General features: G+C 73.8%; 19 protein-coding genes. 5 read left to right on the top strand and 14 right to left on the bottom strand.

The window, feature by feature from the left end; all coding sequences use genetic code 11:
* Positions 1–18 precede the first annotated feature (18 nt).
* Both ACW9J6_RS12435 and ACW9J6_RS12430 read left to right on the top strand, forming a co-directional pair.
* On the top strand, positions 19–228 hold the full coding sequence (locus ACW9J6_RS12435) for a DUF2842 domain-containing protein (RefSeq protein ID WP_457116792.1): 210 nt from the start codon (positions 19–21) through the stop codon (positions 226–228).
* A gap of 109 nt (positions 229–337) precedes the next feature.
* Positions 338–676, top strand: coding sequence for a hypothetical protein (locus ACW9J6_RS12430; RefSeq protein WP_457116791.1), 339 nt, complete (start codon positions 338–340; stop codon positions 674–676).
* Here the strand turns inward: ACW9J6_RS12430 and ACW9J6_RS12425 are convergent, their stop codons facing one another.
* Complete coding sequence (locus ACW9J6_RS12425) at positions 677–1,732, bottom strand: polysaccharide deacetylase family protein (protein WP_457116790.1); 1,056 nt, start codon at positions 1,730–1,732, stop codon at positions 677–679.
* Between the two features lie 123 nt (positions 1,733–1,855).
* Between ACW9J6_RS12425 and ACW9J6_RS12420 the strand changes: the two genes are divergently transcribed.
* Positions 1,856–3,049, top strand: a complete 1,194-nt coding sequence (locus tag ACW9J6_RS12420; protein WP_457116789.1) for a GNAT family N-acetyltransferase — start codon at positions 1,856–1,858, stop codon at positions 3,047–3,049.
* Positions 3,050–3,169: 120 nt separating this feature from the next.
* Positions 3,170–3,403 carry a hypothetical protein gene (locus ACW9J6_RS12415; protein ID WP_457116788.1) on the top strand — a complete coding sequence of 78 codons (234 nt, stop codon included), beginning with the start codon at positions 3,170–3,172 and terminating at the stop codon, positions 3,401–3,403.
* Positions 3,404–3,677: 274 nt separating this feature from the next.
* On the opposite strand, the gene ACW9J6_RS12410 is transcribed toward ACW9J6_RS12415, so the two are convergent.
* The 10 genes from ACW9J6_RS12410 to ACW9J6_RS12365 form a co-directional block, all read right to left on the bottom strand.
* A complete protein-coding gene (locus tag ACW9J6_RS12410; RefSeq protein WP_457116787.1) occupies positions 3,678–5,678 on the bottom strand; it encodes a DUF4139 domain-containing protein in 2,001 nt (666 codons plus the stop codon).
* Between the two features lie 169 nt (positions 5,679–5,847).
* Positions 5,848–6,267 (bottom strand): large conductance mechanosensitive channel protein MscL, encoded by a 420-nt coding sequence (gene mscL / locus ACW9J6_RS12405; RefSeq protein WP_457116786.1) that lies wholly within the window; start codon positions 6,265–6,267, stop codon positions 5,848–5,850.
* Positions 6,268–6,339: 72 nt separating this feature from the next.
* Positions 6,340–7,587: an MSMEG_0569 family flavin-dependent oxidoreductase gene (locus ACW9J6_RS12400; RefSeq protein ID WP_457116785.1), complete on the bottom strand. Its 1,248-nt coding sequence runs from the start codon at positions 7,585–7,587 to the stop codon at positions 6,340–6,342.
* Between the two features lie 77 nt (positions 7,588–7,664).
* Positions 7,665–7,952: an MSMEG_0570 family nitrogen starvation response protein gene (locus ACW9J6_RS12395; RefSeq protein WP_457116784.1), complete on the bottom strand. Its 288-nt coding sequence runs from the start codon at positions 7,950–7,952 to the stop codon at positions 7,665–7,667.
* Complete coding sequence (locus ACW9J6_RS12390; RefSeq protein WP_457116783.1) at positions 7,945–9,117, bottom strand: MSMEG_0565 family glycosyltransferase; 1,173 nt, start codon at positions 9,115–9,117, stop codon at positions 7,945–7,947. The genes ACW9J6_RS12395 and ACW9J6_RS12390 overlap by 8 nt, the downstream gene beginning before the upstream one ends.
* Positions 9,114–10,079, bottom strand: a complete 966-nt coding sequence (locus ACW9J6_RS12385) for a sll0787 family AIR synthase-like protein (protein ID WP_457116782.1) — start codon at positions 10,077–10,079, stop codon at positions 9,114–9,116. Before ACW9J6_RS12385 ends, ACW9J6_RS12390 begins: the two co-directional genes overlap by 4 nt.
* Entirely contained in the window at positions 10,076–10,612 is a 537-nt protein-coding gene (locus tag ACW9J6_RS12380; protein WP_457116781.1) for an MSMEG_0567/Sll0786 family nitrogen starvation N-acetyltransferase, read from the bottom strand. Before ACW9J6_RS12380 ends, ACW9J6_RS12385 begins: the two co-directional genes overlap by 4 nt.
* A gap of 11 nt (positions 10,613–10,623) precedes the next feature.
* The gene (locus tag ACW9J6_RS12375; RefSeq protein WP_457116983.1) at positions 10,624–11,712 is read right to left on the bottom strand and encodes an MSMEG_0568 family radical SAM protein; all 1,089 of its coding nucleotides are present in this window, start codon (positions 11,710–11,712) and stop codon (positions 10,624–10,626) included.
* On the bottom strand, positions 11,657–12,688 hold the full coding sequence (locus ACW9J6_RS12370; RefSeq protein ID WP_457116780.1) for a Nit6803 family nitrilase: 1,032 nt from the start codon (positions 12,686–12,688) through the stop codon (positions 11,657–11,659). Before ACW9J6_RS12370 ends, ACW9J6_RS12375 begins: the two co-directional genes overlap by 56 nt.
* 7 nt (positions 12,689–12,695) lie before the next feature.
* Complete coding sequence (locus ACW9J6_RS12365) at positions 12,696–13,178, bottom strand: MSMEG_0572/Sll0783 family nitrogen starvation response protein (RefSeq protein ID WP_457116779.1); 483 nt, start codon at positions 13,176–13,178, stop codon at positions 12,696–12,698.
* A 316-nt stretch (positions 13,179–13,494) separates the two neighbouring features.
* Between ACW9J6_RS12365 and ACW9J6_RS12360 the strand changes: the two genes are divergently transcribed.
* The gene (locus ACW9J6_RS12360; protein ID WP_457116778.1) at positions 13,495–14,868 is read left to right on the top strand and encodes an aminotransferase-like domain-containing protein; all 1,374 of its coding nucleotides are present in this window, start codon (positions 13,495–13,497) and stop codon (positions 14,866–14,868) included.
* A gap of 16 nt (positions 14,869–14,884) precedes the next feature.
* Here ACW9J6_RS12360 and ACW9J6_RS12355 read toward each other — a convergent pair whose 3' ends face one another.
* The 3 genes from ACW9J6_RS12355 to repA all read right to left on the bottom strand — a co-directional run bounded on the left by ACW9J6_RS12355 (position 14,885) and on the right by repA (position 17,641).
* Entirely contained in the window at positions 14,885–15,169 is a 285-nt protein-coding gene (locus ACW9J6_RS12355) for a hypothetical protein (RefSeq protein WP_457116777.1), read from the bottom strand.
* 202 nt (positions 15,170–15,371) lie between these two features.
* A complete protein-coding gene (gene repB / locus ACW9J6_RS12350; protein ID WP_457116776.1) occupies positions 15,372–16,400 on the bottom strand; it encodes a plasmid partitioning protein RepB in 1,029 nt (342 codons plus the stop codon).
* On the bottom strand, positions 16,397–17,641 hold the full coding sequence (gene repA / locus ACW9J6_RS12345) for a plasmid partitioning protein RepA (protein ID WP_457116775.1): 1,245 nt from the start codon (positions 17,639–17,641) through the stop codon (positions 16,397–16,399). The genes repB and repA overlap by 4 nt, the downstream gene beginning before the upstream one ends.
* Positions 17,642–18,185 lie beyond the last annotated feature (544 nt).

Genomic DNA, 18,185 nt, shown 5'->3' with positions numbered 1-18,185 from the left:
CTCCCCCGGAGCCCCGCGATGCGCCGCCGCACCCGCTCGCTCATCGGCACGATCGCGATGATCGCCTTCGTGATGATCTACGCCCCGATCGCCATGGCGCTCGCCGACAGCCGCATCGCCGAGACGCCGCCGCTGATCCAGGCCGTCCTTTACGCGGCCCTCGGCATCCTGTGGATCGTCCCCCTGATGCCGGTGATCCGCTGGATGAACCGGCCCGACGCCCCTTGACGCACCGACCGGTTTTTCGCCGCACTCCTCGGCGACAGACCGTCCGACGGGCCGCACCGCGCGGATCTCCCCGCGCCCCACCCCTCCCGATCAAGGCAGTTCCCGGGCCATGCGCCACGCCCTCGCGATGTTCCTTCTCCTCGGCCCGCTCGCCGGATCCGCCCTCGCGCAGGGCGCGCCGCGCTCGGTCGCCGATTGCGAGCGGATCCGGGGCGACCTCGCCTACAACCAGTGCCTGTCGCTGTTCGGTCCCGCGGCCCCGACCAAGGGGTCGTCGGCCGCCGCGGCCGCGGCCGCCGAGACCACGCCGGTGCGCCTGCCCGCCGCCTCCGAGGCCGAGGCCGAGGTCACGCCGCGCCGCCGCGGCCGGCGCCATTACGGGCGGCACTACCGCCACGGCCGCCAGAGCGCGAGCTTCACGGTGAGCCGCCGCCACCGTCGGCGCTGATCAGGCCACGTTGAGCCGCCGGCCGCGGTTCCAGGCCAGGAAGGGCACGCCCGAGAGCAGGGCCGCGAGCGCCGCCCGCGTCTGAAAGCAGCCGTTGATCGAGACCCGCGGCAGGGCGTGGAGATGCGCCGCGTGCGCGGGGAAGAGATGGCCCGGCCGCGTCGTGACCGCGGTCGCGAACCCCGCCTCGCGGGCGAGCGCGAAATCCCGCGGCCCGGCCGAGGTCGGGTCGCCGACCGGGTAGGAGAAATGCGCCGGCGCCCGACCGAGCGCCGCCGCGATGACGGCGCGGGATTCCGCGATCTCCCGCCGGGCGGCGGCGGCCTCGTGCTTGGCCAGCATCGGGTGCGTCAGGGTGTGGGCGCCGATCGTGAGGTCCGGCGCCCCGGCGGCGAGGGCGCGCAGCTCGTCCCAGCTCAGGCAGAGGTCCCGGGTGATCGCCGCCGGGTCGAGGCCGGCCTCGCCGGCGAGCCGGGCGATCACGGCGAGCAGCCGCGCCTCCGGCCCCGCGCGCAGGGCCCGGTAGACCCGCGCGAAGGCCTCGCTCTTCTCGGACGGATTTCCGGCGGGCAGGTCGAGGCCGGCCTCGGGCACCCGCACACGGGGAAGGCGTCCGATCGCCCGTTCGAGCTCGAACCACCACAGGCGGCCGGTCCCCTCCGCGAAGGCCGTCGTCACGAAGAGCGTCCAGGGCGCGCCGTGCCGCCGCAGCACCGGCAGCGCGTGGTCGCGGTTGTCCCGGTACCCGTCGTCGAAGGTGAGCACCGCGAAGGGCCGCGCGCCCGGATCCCGCAGCCGCGCCGGCAGGTCGTCGAGGCCCACGAGGTCGAAGCCGCGCCCGCGCAAGGTCACCAGCACCTGCTCCAGGAAGCCGGGGGTGATCGCGAGCAGGCGGTTCGGCGCGTAGGCCCCGGGCGCCTCGGGCCGCACGTGGTGGAAGGTCAGGATCACGCCGCATCCCCGCGCGGCGGGCGCGAGCCAGCGGTCGGCGCCGGTCGCCGCGATGACGCCGAAGCCGGCACGGAACAGGCGCTGTCGGGCGCGGTCGGACACCATGCGCCGGAGGCTAGGGCACGCGGCGCCAAGGATTCGTTACCGATCTGCCGAGAAATCATCCCGCAACACGGGCCGATCAGCTAGGGTGCAGGCTCGCAGGCGTGGCGGAAGGCTGTCGGGGTCATGGCGGGACTGGTGGTCGAACTGCCGACGGCATCGTCCAGGGCCGTGGCGCCGGTCCGCCTCGTCCCGGAGGCTCATGCGCGCCTGGAAGCGGCGGAGGCCGTGTGGCGGGACCTGGAAGCCTCGCCGGGCGTCGTGATGACGCCCTACCAGCGCGTCGACTGGGCCGCCGCCTGCATCGGCTCCGACGGCGCGCGCCCGCTGATCGTCGTGCTGCGCGACCCCGCCGGGCGCCCGCGGCTGCTCCTGCCCTTCGGGGTGCGCCGGGAGCGCGGCCTGCGGGTCGCCCGCTTCCTCGGCGGCCGCCACGCGAATTACCACATGCCGGTCTTCGCCTGCCGGGAGGCCGCCGCGCTCCCGGCCGCGGCGATCCGGACGGCCCTGCGCCGCCTCGGCCGGGCCGAAGGCGTCGACGTCTTCGCCTTCTTCAATCAGCCGAGCGCCTTCGACGGCGTCGCCAACCCGCTCGCGGAGGGCGGGACCCCCTCGCCGAGCGACGCCTACGGCCTGCGTCTCGGCCCCGACCCGGACGCCACGATGGCGCGCCTGTTCAGCGGCGACGCGCGCCGCAAGCTGCGCCAGAAGGAGAAGTGGCTGGCCGCCGCCCACGGCCCCGCCCGCCATCGCCTCGCCGCGACCGCCGAGGAGGCCGAGGCGGTGATGCGCGCCTATCTCGACCAGAAGGCCGTCCGCTTCGCGCAGATGCGCCTGCCGGACCCCTTCGCCGCGCCGGCCGCGCGCGCCTTCCTGGCCGCGGCCTGCCGCCCCGGTCCGAACGGGCCGGCGGCGCTCGAATGCCACGCCCTGCGCCTCGACGCGACCGGGCGAATCCTCGCGACCTTCATCGGCGCGGCGGATGCCCGCCGCTTCAGCGCGATGCTCACCTCCTTCGACCCCGACCCGGCCCTGGCGCGGTTCAGCCCCGGCGACCTGCTGCTGCACGCCCTCCTGCGCGATCAGGCGGCGCGCGGCCGCCTCGCCCTCGATCTCGGCGTCGGCGAGGCGGCCTACAAGGCGAAGGTCTGCGACGAGACGATTCGCCTCGTCGACGGGCTGGTGCCGGTGACCGCGCCCGGACGCGTCTTCGCCGGGGCGACCCGGCTCGGCATCCGGGTGAAGCGCGGGGTCAAGCGCAACCCGCGGCTGCGGGCCATGGCCGAGCGCCTGCGCCGGCTCGGCCGTGGCGCAGAGTAGGATCTTCTCCCTACGAGATTTTTTGCAAACGAATCGCCCTTCGGCGTGAACCAATCTCGGCCAAGCGCGTCATATCGCCGAAGCGGTCCGACGGACGGGCCGCGAAGGACGAATGAACCCATGACGAAGCTGAAGACCCTCGCGCTCGCCGCCGTTCTGGCCGCCGCCGCGGTGCCCGCCCTCGCCCAGGGCGGCTCGCCCTACAACAACAGCGGCTCCCAGGCCGGCGGCCCGCTCGCCGGGCGCGAGCGCGCGATGGGCGCGCCGGGCGGCACGCCGGCCGTGCGGATGGCCCCGCGCCAGCACCGCATGATGCGCCACCACATGCGCCGTCACCACCGCCACATGCGCTGATCCCTCCGCGATCTCCGCGGCGGGCGCCCGCGCGACGGCTCGGCCGTGGCGCGGGCGTTGTCGTTTCGGGGCGCGGGTCTCTTCGAAAGCGCCGGCGGAGCGAGCGGCCTGATCCAGCGGAACTGAATCCTCCCCAGCTTCCCCTCCCCTCCCCTTTTCCGGATCTCCTTCCGCTGACGCTGCAGTCGTCCGGAAAAGGGGAAAGTATTGTAGGCGCCTGAGCCAAGTTGATTGCCCGGACAGCCCGTCCCAAGGCGTCCGGCCACCCTCCGTCTCAGAACGCCGCGATCATCGCCTTGAGCTTGGCCCGCAGCGCGTCGAGCCGGCCCGCGGCCTTCGTCCGGCCCGCCTCGATCCTGGCGAGCTCGTCCTCCTGCTCGCCCATGAGCGCGAGGTAGCGCCGCGCGAGTTCGCTGTCCTTGGGCACCGCTCCGAGATTGCCGCGGATGCGCTCCTGTGCGGACGTGATCCTGGCGCTGCGCTCGCCGAACGCCGCGACCTCGCCCTCCGCCCGGTCGATCTCGGCGCGAGCGGCCGCGAGGTCCTTGAATTTGGCGGCCAGGCGCGGATCGGTGGCGAGGGAGCTCCAGCTGACGAGCAGCGCCTCGTCCGCGTCGACCAGCCCGGTGGTGTCGACCCGGACCTGCTCCAGCACCGCCCGGATCTCCGCCGTGCCGCCGGCCGGGACCGCGGCCCGCAACCGGTAGGCGTCCGGCGTCTCGCTGTCGCGCGCCGCCGACGTAAAGGTCCAGCCCCGGCGGCGCGGGTGCTCGATGATGACGGCGCGGGCGGCATCCGGCGCGCCCTTGACCGTGTAGGTCGTGACCTCGCGCTGCGTGACGGTGGTGCGGGCGACGCCGCCGGACACCGTGACCTGCGTCAGCGGCGCGCTCGGCGTGGAATCTCCCTGGACGCTGATCTTGCGGTCGGCCGCGAAGCTGGCGAAGCGCTGCTCGCCGACCGGGATCGAGGGGAGCCGCGCGTCGCCGACATAGCCGGCCTCGCGGTCGTACACGGTGGCGAGGCCGGGCGGCAGCGTCGCGGTCGACCCGTTGCGGATCATCAGGGCGGCGATGGGATGGGGCCCCTGGCCTGGCCGCCAGAGGGCGATGCGCTCGGCCTCGACCTCGGTGTCGATGATCGGCACGGACAGGGTGCGTCCGGTCTCGAGGTCGACCGGGTGCGGCAGCGTGAAGGTCGCCGACACGTCCCGCTCGGCGGCGCCGGCGGCCACGGCGGCGGGCGCGGCCTCGTAGGTCGGCTCCGGCGCCCGGCTCGCCATGGCGGGCGGCCCGGCGGCCATCATGGGGGCGGGCATCGGGGCGGCGCCCGCCGCGGCCCGCGGGCGCGCGAGTGACTCGGCCGCGAGCGACTTGGCCGCGACCGTCCCCGGGTCGAGGTCGGGCATCCCGACGCCCTCGATCGGGATCGGCGCCTCCGGGCGCTCGCGCCAGTAGCGCTGGTGCAGGCGCTGGCGCAGCGTCACGGGTGAGCCGGACGACAGGGTGACGTCGACGCCCTGCCAATCTCCGCCGAGCGCGTTCTCGATCACCGCCCAGGCCTGGAGGTTCGCCCTCCCCTTGCCCCCGTCCACGACGCGGTAGCTCGTCTTCCAGACGGGGGCCGCGACCACGTAGGTCAGGCGGACCTCGCGCCGGCCGCTCCCCGTCACGGCGACCTCGACCCGGTGGGCCCCGCCGGCCTTGCTCTTGCCCGAGGCGGCGACGGCCTCGGCGATCCGGGCCATCACGGCCGGATCCCGGATCGTCACGGCGGCGCCGTCGTCGATCGGCAGGGATTCGAGCGTGCCGGTCTCGGTCAGGACGGACAGCACGCGCACCGGACCGGTCTCGGTGCCCGCGTCGCGCTCGGCCACGCCGAGGACCTTCCCGTCGAGCGTGCGCCCGGCGCTCTGCACCTTGACCGGGACGCCCTGGAGCTTGCCGAGCAGCCGCACGGGCGACGACAGGTCGTCGGCCGAGAAGGGCATCGTCCGCAGGGTCTCGTCGAGTTGATCGACCCCGTCGAGCCGGATGCCGCCGACCGCGCCCCCGGGATCGCGCACGACGAGGCTCTTGAGGATGTCGTCGACCTGGTCGGCCCGGACGTCGATGGCGAGGGTCGCGCTCCCGTCGACCGGGTGGACCGCGGTGACCTCGGCGAGGCCGCCGCTCGACAGCGTGACGCGGCGGATGCCGCCCGGCGCCGCCATCAGGGGCGGCGCGGCGGCGATCATGAGCAGCAGCGTCCCGGCGACCATCAGGTAGTGGCTCACGACGTGGTCTCCCTCGCGGCCGGTTCCCGGCGCGGCTCAGGTCCCGATGCCTACCACGCCCCGCCCGATTCGGCCGCCTCGCGGCACCGGGTCGATCAAGCCGGGACGGCGCGCGCCCATCGCGCGGCCCGGCCCCCTCCCCGCCGGGCCCTGCGCGGCAGCGCAGCGGTCAGGCGGACGGCCGCGCCGCCAGCAGGTCCCGGATCTCGGTGAGGAGCTTCACCTCCGCGGCCGGCTCGGCGGGTTTCGCCTCCTCGCGGCGGAGCAGGCGGTTCATGCCGCGGATCACCAGGAACAGCACGAAGGCCACGATGACGAAGTTGACCGTCAGCGTCAGGAACTGGCCGTAGCCGATCACTGCGCCCTGCTTCTTGGCGTCCGCGTAGGCCAGTCCCGGCTGAACCTTGGACGAGAGCGGCAGGTAGTGGTTGGAGAAGTCGAGGCCGCCCGTCACGGCCCCGATCGTCGGCATGATGATGTCCTGAACGAGCGACGTGACGATGGCGCCGAAGGCGGCGCCGATGATCACGCCGACCGCGAGATCGACGACGTTGCCGCGCAGGGCGAATGTCTTGAATTCCTCGAGCACGATGGTCCTCCGGCACAGAGCCCGCACCTCGGCGGGCCGCGCAGCCGGGTTTACCTTGCGTTCGTGACTGCTTCAGCTCGCGAGCGGCAGCGCCGCCGCGGCGATCCGCTCCGCGAGGTGGTCCGTGTCGCGGGCGATCCCCGAGAAGCGCCCCGAGCCCCAGGTGTGGAGCCAGGGCAGGCCGACGACGAAGAGACCCTCGACCGGCGTCACCCCACGGGTGTGGTGGGGCAGCCCGCGCGCGTCGAGCGGCAGGCCCTCGACGAAGCCGAAATCGGACCGGAACCCGGTCGCCCAGATCACCGCGGTGATGCCGGCCTCCGCGCAATCGAGGGCGAGGTCGGGCTCGCCCGGCTGCCAGACCGGCGTGTAATGCGCCTCCTCCGGAGCGGCGATGCCGTTCTGCGCGATGTGCTTGTCGATGGCCGCCTGGATGCCGGTGTAGACCGCGTCGGCGTTGTCGAGATTCGCCTTCAGGTCGGGCGCGAAGGTGACCCGCGTTCCCTCCATGGCGGCGAGGCGCCCGTGCAGGCGCATGCCTTCGATGGCGAAGCGGCGCAGGTCGATCGGCCGGCCGCCGTCACGGCCGGTGAGGTAGTGGTTGGCGTTGCGCCGCACGCCCTCCTTGAGCGGGTGGCGCTCCACCGGAAGGTCGTACTGGCCCATCTCGGCGAGCCAGTCGACGGCGTCGCGCCCGCGATAGAGGCGCGGGCAGCGCGGGGCGCTCCCGACCGCGAGGTGGACCCGCCGGCCGGCGAGGTGGAGATCCTCGGCGATCTGGCAGCCGGACTGGCCCGAGCCGATCACCAGCACGGCGCCGGGCGGGAGCTGGCCGGGATTGCGGTAGGCGCTGGAATGGATCTGCGCGATCGGTGCGGCGAGCTGCCCGGCGGCGGCCGGGATCGCGGGCCGGTGATAGCCGCTCACCGCGAGCACGACCTGCTCGGCGCGGACCTCGCCCGCCTCGGTCGAGACCCGGAAGCCGCCGGCGCGGTCGCGGCGCAGCCGGGTGACGCCGACGCCCTCGCGCAGGGGCGGATCGACGAAGCGCCGGTAGGCCTCCAGATAGGCGACGATCTCGTCGCGGGGCATGAAGCCGTGCGGCTCCGCGCCCGCATAGGGGAAGCCCGGGAGCTGGCACTGCCAGTTCGGCGTGACGAGGCAGAAGCTGTCCCAGCGCTGCGTCTTCCAGGCATGGGCGACCTGGTTCTTCTCGAAGACGAGATGGGCGATGCCGCGCCGCTTGAGCTGGTAGCTCATCGCGAGCCCGGCCTGCCCGCCGCCGACCACGACCACCGGAACGCTCGCGTGATGGGTCATGTCCGTCCTCCACCTTCCCTATCGGACCATCGTGTCGCGCGCCGCGCGGGCACCCTCCCCCGCACCGGGGGGAGGATTCATCGGCGCTCGTCCTCGAATGCCTCGACCAGCACGGTGCCGGTCGCGTGCCGGGCCGCCTCCGCCTCGATCCGGGCGAGCTGGCCGAGCGCGCGGCCGCACGGGAACCCGTAGAGGGCCCGCACCCGCTCGCTCGCCGTCGTGAGGGCCGCGCGGGTCCGGTCGACGAACTCCGCCATCGCGTAGGCCGTGCCCTCGGCGAGGTGCTCCTTCACCACCAGCGAGGGTGAGTAGCAGGCCTCGCGGCGCCCGTCGGGCCAGCGGATGTGGAAGCGCATCTCAGGCATGCTCCACCTCCGGGCGCGCGAGGGCAGCGTAGACATCCGCGTGCCGGATCGCGCAGGCGCGCCAGGAATGGGCAGTTGCCACTTGGCAACCGGCGGCGGCGAGGCGGCGGCGCGTCTCCGGGTGCAGCGCCGCGCGCAGGCCCGCGGCGATGTCCTCCGGGTCCTCCGGATCGACGAAGAGCGTGTCGGCCTCGCGGAGGTACTCGGTGAAGGGGGCGATCCGCGACACCACGGTCGGGGTGCCGCAGGCCATCGCCTCCAGGACGGTGAGGCCGAACCCCTCCGTGAGCGACGGGAAGGCCAGTGTGTCGGCGATCCGGTAGAGGCCGGCCATCGCCGCCTGCGGAACCGGACCGGTGCGGATCACCGCGCATCCCGGGCCGACCGGGAGGCGAGCGGCCGCGAGCGCGGCGTGGCAGTGCGCCTCGTAAGCCGAATGGTCGAGGAGCGAGGCGCCGCCGACCACGAGGAGCTGGGCGGAGGGATGCGTCGCGCGCAGGTCCGCGAAGGCCGCGATGAGGCGGAGCGCGTTCTTGCGCGCCTCGAACCCGCCCACCGAGAGAACGACCGGCCCCTCGCCGATCCCCCAGGCGGCACGAAGAGCCGCATCGGCCGGATCCGGCACCGCAGAGAAGGCGGCACGATCGACGCCGTTGCCGACGAGGGTCGGTGCCAGGCCGAAGTCCCGCGCCAGCGCGTCCCGCCACAGGCGGCTCACGCAGAGGACGCGGCCCGCCCCGAGGATCGCCCGCTCCTGCAGGGCCGTGAGGCGCGGATCCGCGAAGGTGTCGAGGTGGTGGACGGTGCGGGCGAAGCCCGGGATCAGGCGCCGCCGCGTCAGCGTCGCAAGCGCGTTGCCGCTGATGCTGTCCTGGGCGTGGAACACGTCGAAGCGCGCGGCGGCCTCGGGCCCGAAATACGCGAGGTAGTCGGTGACCCGCTGGTGGACGAGGGCGTGGGTGTCGCCCGTCACGGGCCTGGCCGCGATCCGGACGGTGCCGCAGCGGGCGGTGCGATAGAATCCCGACCCGGCGGCGTCGGGCGCATGCACCACGGCCTCGTGGCCGAGGTCGCAGAGCGCTTCCGCCAGCGCGAGAGCGTGCGCGACCCCGCCGCGCGGGTTGGTGGAATGGGCCAGGATCGCGATCCGCAGCGACGGCGTCATGGCGTCCTCCCGGACACGCAGCCCGTGAGCGGACCCGCGGTGAAGTCCCACACGGTCTCCTCGGCCTCGCCATCGCTCACCCGCGCGCGGCGGCTGGCGTCGACGGTGCCGATCGCCGCCGCGGCGAGGCCGCGGGCCGTGAAGCGTCCGATCACGGCCTCGCGGTCGGAGGGCTTCACGGCGAGGACGAAGCCGAAGCTCGGGAAGGCGGTGAGCCAGCGGGCGAGGGGGATCCCGTCGGGCCGCGGGATCCGGCCGAGGTCGATGCGGGCCCCGACCCGGGAGCCTTCGAGCAGCATCAGGGTGGTCCCGACGATCCCCGCCATGCTGACGTCCTTGGCGGCCCGGCTCAGGCCCGCCTCGGCGAGGGCGGGCAGCAGCGCGAGGTCGCCGCGCAGGCGCTCCGCCGGGCTGCCGCTGCTCGCGTCCCAGTAGGGGTCGGGGTCGCGGAAGCGCCCGCGCAGGTCGATCGCCGCCACGAGGGCGTCGCCGGGCTCCGCGTCGAAGCTGGTGAGGAGGCGGTTCGCCCGCCCGAGTACCGCCACTGCGAGGTGGCCGGATTCGGCCCGCAGATTGGTGTGGCCGCCCACCACCGGCACGCCGTAGGTGCGGGCGGCGTCGGCGAGGCCGCGCAGCACCGGATCCGCGCCCTCCTCGCCGCGCGCCCAGACCGCGTCGACGACGGCGAGCGGCCGGCCGCCCATGGCGGCGACGTCGCTGAGGTTGACCATCACGCCGCAATGGCCCGCGAAGTAGGGGTCGGCGGCGACGAAGCCGTCGAGGAAGCCCTCGATGGCGAGGAGCAGGTGGCCGTCGCCGTCGGGAATCGCCGCGCAATCGTCGCCGACCGGCACCGCCGACCCGGCGAGGCCGAGCCGCGCCACCACCGCGTCGATGTCGCGCTTGTGGGCGAGGCCGCGCGCCCCCCGGATCTGCGCGGCGATCCCGGCGGCGAGGCTCACGCCGCCCTCCGCAGCAGGGTGACGAGGCCCGCCGGATCGGTGAGGGGCGGGTAATGGGCGAGGTCCGCCTCCATCCGGCGGTGGGGCAGGCCGTGCAGGTCGATCGTCTCCAGGGCGCGCCAGTGCAGGGCCTCGAAGAGCGGCACGTTGCGCTCCTGGACGTGGGCGAGGAAGCGGGTGCAGCCGCTCGCCGCCGCCGTGGAGACCGCGACCCGGATCAGCCCGGCCCCGAGCGCCCCGACCCGCCGGAAGCGGGGCGCCACGGCGAGGCGCGAGCCCCACCACAGGCCCTCGCCGGACGCGTGAATCCGCACCGTGCCGACGACCTCGTCCGGTGCGACGCCGAGGCTCGACACCGCGCAGATCGGGATCGCGATCGCGTCGAGGGCGTCGCGGTCGTCGCCGGCGAACAGCCCCTGCTCGACGCAGAAGACCTGCCGACGGAGCGCCGCCGCGTCGCGGATCTCCCACGGATCGGTGGCGCGCTTCACCCGGAAGTGGCTCGGCCAGTAGGGGGCGGCGCCCTCGAACATCGCCCGCCTCCTCAGCGCTCGTAGGCCGACAGGGCCGAGCAGGCGCCGCAGCGCCCGCAGCCGGCCCTGATCCCGGCGGCGCTCAGGCCCGCCCGGCGCAGCATCGCGGAGAGGGGCGACAGGATCGCGTGCATGACGTCGGGGCCGGGCGCGGGGTGATCCTCCAGCGGCGTCCCGGAGATCGGCACGAAGGGCACCACGAAGGGATAGACGCCGAGCCCGATCAGCCGCTCGGCCATGGCCAGGATCGCCTCCGGCGGGTCGCCGAGGCCGGCCAGGATGTAGGTCGAGACCTGGCCGCGGCCGAAGACCGGCACGGCGGCCGCGAAGGCGTCGAGGTAGCGCGCGACCGGCACGCCCGCCTTGCCGGGCATGACCCGCTCGCGCACCTCGGGCGTCACCGCCTCGAGATGCATGCCCAGTGCGTCGATCCCGGCGGCCCGGAGGCGGGAGAACCAGCGGTCGTCGTCGGGCGGCTCGCACTGGCCCTGGATCGGCAGGTCGACCGCCGCCTTCACCGCGAAGGCGCTCTCGCACAGGAGCGCGGCGCCGCGATCGGTGACGTTGGGCGTGCCGGTCGTCATCACCATGTGGGTGACGCCGTCGAGGAGGACGGCCGCGCGGGCGACCTCGGCGAGCTGCTCGGGGGTCTTGCGGGCCAGAGTGCGGCCGGCCGCCAGCGACTGGCCGATGGCGCAGAACCGGCAGGTCTTGGTGCGGCTCTGGTAGCGGATGCAGGTCTGCAGGATCGTCGTCGCCAGCACGTCGCGCCCGTGCAGCACGGCGATCTGGGGGTAGGGGATCCCGTCGAGGGTCTGCAGCTTGTAGAAGCGCGGCGTCTGCGGGAAGCTGAGCCGCCCGACCACGATCCCGTCGCGCTCGACGACACTCTCGCCGTGGTCGTCGGGCCGCCCCACCAGATAGGGGGACTCGAAGGCCCCGGCCGTGTGGACCGGCACCATCACGGTGCGGCCGTTCACCGTCACGGCCTTGTGGTCGGAGGGGCCCGCCCCGCCGCGGCGGCTCGGCGCCCCGGCCCGCGGGTCAGCCAGCCGCACGCCGAAGGATTGCAGCTCGGTGATCAGCCGCTCCGTCGGCATCGCACTCGTCGGGACTTGCTGCGCGCTCATGGTCGAGCCTCCGGGGCGGGGTGACGCGAGGAAGGGCGGGGCGGTCGTCGTGGACGAGGCTCAGGAGCTCCGGCCGGGCGTAGTGGCCGACCGAGTCCATCATCCGCTTGCGCTTGGTGACGAGGGCGAGGTCGAGATCCGCCACCAGGATGCCCTCGCCCTCCGTGAGCGGCGGCGCGAGGTGGCGCCCCTCGGGCGAGACGATCGCCGTGCAGCAGCCGCCGCGCAGCGCCCCCCGCAGCCCCTCGTCGGGGGTGAGGGCGGCCACCTGCGCCGCGTCGAGCCAGCCGGTGGCGTTGACCACGAAGCAGCCGGATTCGAGGGCGTGGTGGCGGATCGTCACCTCCATCTGGTCGGCGAAGACCTGGCCGACGAGGGAGCCCGGGAACTGCGCCGCGTGGATCTCCTCGTGCTGCGCCATCAGGGCGTAGCGGGCGAGCGGGTTGTAGTGCTCCCAGCAGGCGAGCGCCCCGACCCGCCCGACCGCGGTCTCGACGACGGCGAGCCCGGCGCCGTCGCCCTGCCCCCAGATCATCCGCTCGTGGTAGGTCGGCGTGATCTTGCGGCGCTTCAGCCGCAGCGACCCGTCCGCGTCGAAGATCAGCTGCGCGTTGTAGAGCGAGCCGTGGTCGCGCTCGTTGACGCCCAGCACCACGACGGTGCCGTGCCGCCGCGCCGCCGCGGCGACCGCCTCCGTGACGGGACCGGGCACCGTCACGGCGTGCTCGTAGAGGCGCAGATGCGCCGGGCCCTGCCGCGCGGGCGGCTCCACGAAGGAGAAGTACGGGTAGTAGGGCAGGAGGGTCTCGGGGAACACGACGAGGCGCGCCCCCTTGCCGGCCGCCTCCGCGAGGGCGGCGAGCACCCGCTCCAGGGTGCCCTCCGGCCGGTCCAGGTCGGGGGCGATCTGGACCGCGGCGGCCCGGACGATCCGCGTCTCGGCCATGGCCGCCTCAGACCGTCCAGGTGTCCACGATGAAGGCCTTGTCCCGGTGGTGCAGGAGCACGAGGTCGAGCACGTCGGTCGGCGCGATTGGCCGGATGCCCTCGATCAGCGAGGGCTCGCCGTGGCCGTAGAGGGCCTGCAGGGCGAAGCGGCAGGCATAGACCTTGCCGCCCTCGGCGATGAACTTCTCGATCTGCTTGTTCATGTTGAGGTGGCCCGGGAAGGCCTCGTCCCCCAGGGTCGGGAAGCCCCGCTGCACGCCGAGCGTCACGCCCGGGCCGTAGAGCAGGATCGTGGTCTCGAAGCCCTTGCGCAGCAGGCGCGTGGCCTGGAGCAGGTTCACGAAGCCGATCGAGCCCTCGAAGGCGACGGTGTGGAACTTCACCAGGGCCTTCTGCCCCGGCTCGGCCTTCACGTCCTCGAAGACCTTCTCCTCGTAGTCGACGAAGTAGTCGCCCTTCTTGTGGTGCTCGGCGCTGACGGCAGGCATGGCGGTCTCCGCTTGTGGCGCGCGGCGGCGCGTGTCCCGCCGCTGCCGGGCGACGGCGCAAGCCGCGTGCCAGCATCGGCGGCACGCGCGCCGACTCCGCCCGTATTCGCGAATACATTCAAGATGCAGTCAATTGACAGCGTCCGCCTCGTCAGATTTTCCGCACACTGCATGGTTTTCGCGCGCCAGCTGCATCGACAAGGGGCACCGACGCGGGCGCCTTCTTGGAGCGACGACTTGCGATAGGCCGCGCGGCACGGGGTTTGCTCTCCCGTCAATCGGACGATTGACCGGAGAGCACGGAGCGAGGACCGCGATGAGCTGGAACCCGGACCTGGCGCGGTGGGGCCGCCCGCATTACCGGGCGATCGTCGAGGCGCTGGCGGAGGATATCGGGGCGCGGCGCTTGGCGCCCGGGACGCGCCTGCCGCCGCAGCGGGCGCTGGCGGCGCGGCTCGGGCTCGACTTCACCACGGTGGCCCGCGGCTACGTGGAGGCGCAGAAGCGCGGCCTCGTGGTATCCCGGGTGGGGCAGGGCACCTTCGTGCGCGGAACGCCCCCGCCCGCCCGCGCGGCGGGACGGCCGGGCGCCGCCGACTTCTCGATGAACCTGCCGCCGGAGCCGGACGATCCCGCCCTGCTGGCGCGGCTCCAGGCGGGGTTCGCGGGCCTGGCGGAGGATCTCCCGGGCCTGCTGCGCTACCAGGCCTTCGGGGGCGGCCCGGAGGACAAGGCGGCGGCGCGGCGCTGGCTGGCGCAGCGCGGGGTCGCGGCCCCGGAGGAGCGGCTGCTGATCTGCCCGGGCGCGCACGCGGCCCTCAACGCGATCCTGGGCGTGGTGGCGCAGGCCGGGGACCGGCTCTGCACCGAGACCCTGACCTATCCGGGCCTGCGGGCGCTGGCCGCCCACCGGTCCCTGCAGCTGGTTGGGCTGCCGGCCGACCGGGAGGGGATCGACCCGGACGCCTTCGCGGCCGCCTGCACGCGCGCCGCCCCGCGGGCCATCTACCTCAACCCGGTCCTGCAGAACCCGACCACCCGCACGATGGGCCGCGCCCGGCGGGAGGCGATCGTCGCGGTGGCGCGGCGCTACGCCGTGGCCATCGTCGAGGACGACGCCTACGGCCTCGTCTGCCCGGCGCCGCCGCCGAGCTTCTGCGAACTCGCGCCCGAGATCACCTACCACGTGTCCGGGCTCGCCAAGTGCCTGGGGGCCGGCCTGCGGCTCGCCTACCTGGTGGCGCCGAGCGCCCGGGCGGCGCTGCCGCTCACGGCCAAGCTGCGCGCCGCGACCGTGATGGCCTCGCCGATCACCACCGCGCTCGCCACGCGCTGGATCGGGGACGGGAGCGCGGATGCGCTGCTGGGGTTCATCCGGGCGGAGTCGCGCGCCCGGCAGGGCATCGCCGCCGCGATCCTGCCCGAGGAGCTGCTGCGCACCGACCCGAACGCCTTCCACCTCTGGATGACGCTGCCCGCGGGCTGGACCCGCTCGGCCTTCGCGGCCGAGGGGCGGGCCGCCGGGATCGCCGTGGTGGCGAGCGACGCCTTCTGCCTCGGTCCGGAGCCCCCGGAGGCGGTGCGCATCTGCCTCGGCGGATCGGCCCGCCGGGCGGAGATCGCCGCGTCCCTCGACCGGCTCTCGCACGCGCTCGAACGCTCGCCGGCGCTGGCCTCGGCCTATATCTGATGCCGTCCGGGCCGGATCACACCGCGATCCGGTCCGCCGGGCCCAGGAGCCGGTCCACGTCGCGGATGAAGGCCTCCAGGGACAGGCGGTGGGACTGCATCCGCGGGTCGGCCGGGTCGATGCCGGCGCGCAACGCGATGGCCGCGTCCCTCAATCCGGAGAGCTTCGCGACGAGCGCCTGGCTGATCACGGTGACGTGGCCCGCATCGAGCGCCGACAAGGCGGGCTGGTCGGCATGCGCGCAGAGGGCGCAGGCGAGGTCCGCGAAGCCGCTCCAGTCCGCCGGCGTGCTCTCCGGCACTGCCTCGTGGTTCTGACGCGCGATCGTGCTGCCGAGTCGCCTCGGCGGAAACTGAGATCCCATCGTTGCCCACGCCCCCCCGGCGCAGCACCTCGGGGCGACCGCCGCCCCGGCTTAAGTCGAATGGTAGAGCGATTGATTCAGATCTGACAATCCGAAACGTTGCGCGACGTAAACCGAATCGGAGCGCGACGCATGAAAGTCACGCTTTTTCTCCCGCGCGCCGGACCCGGAAAGCCGCGTAGAGATCCGGCAGCGCCTCGACGAGGTAGGCCCCGAAATCCGGCTCGACGAGTTCGTCCACCGTGAGCTGGGTGCGGCGGGGCGTGCGCTCGATCCGCACGACGGCGCGCCCGGCCGGGTTCGTCCAGGAGGTGGTGGTCGCGGCGCCGGGGGCCGCGTCACGACGGGTGAGGGCGGCCAGGATGAGCGCGAAGCGGGCGTCGCTGTCGGCGCGCGCGAAGGCGGGGTCCGCCAGCGTTCGGGCGATCACCGCCTCGGCGTCCTGGCGGACCAGCGCGTCGGCGAGGGCCGCCCAGCGCGGGCGGCCGGTCCGCGGGGCCGGCCCGATCGCGGCGATGACCGCCTGCGGCACGCTGCGGCCGATGGCGATGAGGCGCGAGAGCTGCGTCTTCTCCATGGACAGAGCGGCCATGATGGTGGCGCGCGGGAAGCCGCGATCCTCCAGGGTGACCGCGAAGGCGGCGCGCTCGATGTAGCTGAGGTCGGTGCGGGCGGAATTCTCCTGGCCCTGGGCGACGACGAGATCCTCGTCGGAGAGCGCCTTCACCACCGCGCGGACCGGCCGCCCGAGGTCCCGCGCCGCCCGCAGGCGGCGGTGGCCGTAGGCGACCTGGAAGCGGCCGGCCTGGCCCGGATGCGGCCGCACCAGGATCGGCACCTGCTGGCCGTGGGTCCGGATCTGCTCCGTGAGCGACGCGTGCTCCTCGTCGGAGACGCCCAGCCGGTCGGCCACGAAGGAGGGGTCGATCAGCGCGGGGTCGAGTTCGACCACCTTGTCCCCGGCGGCCACCAGGGCGCGGGCCTCCTCGGCCGCCGAGGCGATGCGGCCCAGCGCCCGGCCCATGGCCCCGACCGCGCCGGAGCGCACGGCGTTGCGCGCCGGCTCGGGCAGGTCCGGCGGGGGAGGGGCCTCGGCGGCGTTGTCAGGTGGCAACTCGCGGGCCCGGGCCGTGAGGGCGGCGCGGAGCGTGTCCTTGCGGGTCGTCATGCGGGGCGTCCCCAGGCGCGGTGCATCAGGCCGAGGATCTCGCCGTTGACCCCGTCCAGTGCCTCGATGGCGCGATCGTAGGTGGTGCGGGAGAAGCTCTCGCGGCCGATCTCGTAGAGCGTCTGCTTCGACAGGCCGGCATCCGACACGGCCGTCGACTTGAGCATCGTGTGGGTGAGGACCCGCTCGCGGAAGAGGGAGCGCATGAAGGCCACCATCTGGGTCTGCGGCCCGTCGGAAGGCTCGTAGCGGGTCACCACGTAGCGCAGGAAGTCGTAGTCGAGATCGGCCCCGGCTTCCTGCACCACGCCGAGGAGGTCGGAGGCCATCAGCAGGAACTGGCACATCGACATCACGTCGAGCATCTGCGGGTGGACCGTCACCAGCATCGCGGTGGCGGCGCAGAGCGCCCCGAGGGTGAGGAAGCCGAGCTGGGGCGGGCAGTCGAGGATCATCACGTCGTAGGACTCTGCGACGGTGCCGAGCACGGTGGCGATGCGGCCGAAGAACGGCTCAGCCCCGGGATCGGCGAGGGCCTTCGGCGTGTCGTGCTCGAACTCCATCAGTTCGAGGTTCGCCGGTACGAGGTCGAGCCCGGCGAAGTAGGTCCGACGCACCACCTCCGCGAGGGGGCGGCGGGCCTCGTCGTAGCGGATTGCCGCGTAGAGGGTCTGGTTGGCGTCGACGTCGAATTCCGGCTGGTAGCCGTGCAGGGCCGTCATCGAGGCCTGCGGGTCGAGGTCGACGGCGAGCACCCGGTAGCCCTTGAGGGCAAGGTACTGCGCGAGGTGCGCCGCCGTGGTGGTCTTGCCGGACCCGCCCTTGAAGTTGACGACCGCGAGCACCTGGCAATGCTCCTCCTCGGCGCGATGGGGCACGTAGCCCCGGGCCGCGCCCTTTCCCTTGGGCCCGTTGCCCTTCGGCCCGTCGTCGAGGAGGCGGCGTAGCTCGTTGATCTGGTCGAGGGTGTAGGAGCGCCGCCCGCCCGGGCCCACCTCCGGCTCCGGCCCCTTGCCGGCGAGCGAGAGCTGCCGGAGGTAACCGTCCGCCACGCCGATCAGCCGCGCCGCCTCGCCCGACGTGAAGGAACGCAGCACCTTGGCGGAGGCGGGCGGGAAGAGCGTCCGGCGCAGCGCGTTGAGTTCCGCCGAGAGGGCGCCTCCATCGGCGGCGATCTGGCCGGTGATCGAGGCCCGCGGCGCCTCGGCGGCGCGGGGCGCGTCCTGCGGTGTTTCAGGCATTTACGGTTTCCAGGCGCCGAATCGTGGTCTGGCCGTAACAGAATGCCGGCCACGCTGTCGCCGCGCAAAGGGAAACCGGCCCGCGCCCCCGCGACGGCGCGCGTGCGCGGCGGCCGTTGCACCTGCGCAACGGCCGCCGCGTGCCGTCGCGACGGCACTTCCCGGGAGGGGAGGGGGGCTGTCGCAAAAACTTCGCAGGGGGTGTTGACGGGTCTGGGAGCGGGGCGTATACGACCACCCATCGGCGCCGGCCGTTGCATTTCAGCGGCCCGGGCGCTTCTGCTTCTTTCGGACAGACTGCGGGTCTGGCTCCGGGTGGGTTACCCGGGATCGCTCGGTCGTCCGTTGAACAGGCTCTTTGACAAGTTCATCGGAGAAAGAGAAGCGTGGACGGCGTTGTCCTTGCGGCTGGGGCGTGATGCCCTGGCGGAGAAGGATAGCGTTTGATCCGACGTTTCTCAGGAGCTCACCGGGTCGGGGAAACCTGATCTGAGTGTGCCCTGTCAATGTTGTGATCGAGCGCATGATCAACTCTTCAACTTGA

Source organism: Methylobacterium sp. JK268 (assembly GCF_054052225.1).
Note: the sequence above shows the minus strand (reverse complement) of the source record. Positions and strands in the feature narration are given on the sequence as shown.

Excerpts from the sequence above, each read along its gene's own strand:
- ACW9J6_RS12435 (WP_457116792.1), top strand. The coding sequence starts at position 19 with ATGCGCCGCCGCACCCGCTCGCTCATCGGCACGATCGCGATGATCGCC.
- ACW9J6_RS12430 (WP_457116791.1), top strand. The coding sequence starts at position 338 with ATGCGCCACGCCCTCGCGATGTTCCTTCTCCTCGGCCCGCTCGCCGGA.
- ACW9J6_RS12425 (WP_457116790.1), bottom strand. The coding sequence starts at position 1,732 with ATGGTGTCCGACCGCGCCCGACAGCGCCTGTTCCGTGCCGGCTTCGGC.
- ACW9J6_RS12420 (WP_457116789.1), top strand. The coding sequence starts at position 1,856 with ATGGCGGGACTGGTGGTCGAACTGCCGACGGCATCGTCCAGGGCCGTG.
- ACW9J6_RS12415 (WP_457116788.1), top strand. The coding sequence starts at position 3,170 with ATGACGAAGCTGAAGACCCTCGCGCTCGCCGCCGTTCTGGCCGCCGCC.
- ACW9J6_RS12400 (WP_457116785.1), bottom strand. The coding sequence starts at position 7,587 with ATGACCCATCACGCGAGCGTTCCGGTGGTCGTGGTCGGCGGCGGGCAG.
- ACW9J6_RS12395 (WP_457116784.1), bottom strand. The coding sequence starts at position 7,952 with ATGCCTGAGATGCGCTTCCACATCCGCTGGCCCGACGGGCGCCGCGAG.
- ACW9J6_RS12390 (WP_457116783.1), bottom strand. The coding sequence starts at position 9,117 with ATGACGCCGTCGCTGCGGATCGCGATCCTGGCCCATTCCACCAACCCG.
- ACW9J6_RS12380 (WP_457116781.1), bottom strand. The coding sequence starts at position 10,612 with ATGTTCGAGGGCGCCGCCCCCTACTGGCCGAGCCACTTCCGGGTGAAG.
- ACW9J6_RS12375 (WP_457116983.1), bottom strand. The coding sequence starts at position 11,712 with ATGCCGACGGAGCGGCTGATCACCGAGCTGCAATCCTTCGGCGTGCGG.
- ACW9J6_RS12370 (WP_457116780.1), bottom strand. The coding sequence starts at position 12,688 with ATGGCCGAGACGCGGATCGTCCGGGCCGCCGCGGTCCAGATCGCCCCC.
- ACW9J6_RS12365 (WP_457116779.1), bottom strand. The coding sequence starts at position 13,178 with ATGCCTGCCGTCAGCGCCGAGCACCACAAGAAGGGCGACTACTTCGTC.
- ACW9J6_RS12360 (WP_457116778.1), top strand. The coding sequence starts at position 13,495 with ATGAGCTGGAACCCGGACCTGGCGCGGTGGGGCCGCCCGCATTACCGG.
- repB (WP_457116776.1), bottom strand. The coding sequence starts at position 16,400 with ATGACGACCCGCAAGGACACGCTCCGCGCCGCCCTCACGGCCCGGGCC.
- repA (WP_457116775.1), bottom strand. The coding sequence starts at position 17,641 with ATGCCTGAAACACCGCAGGACGCGCCCCGCGCCGCCGAGGCGCCGCGG.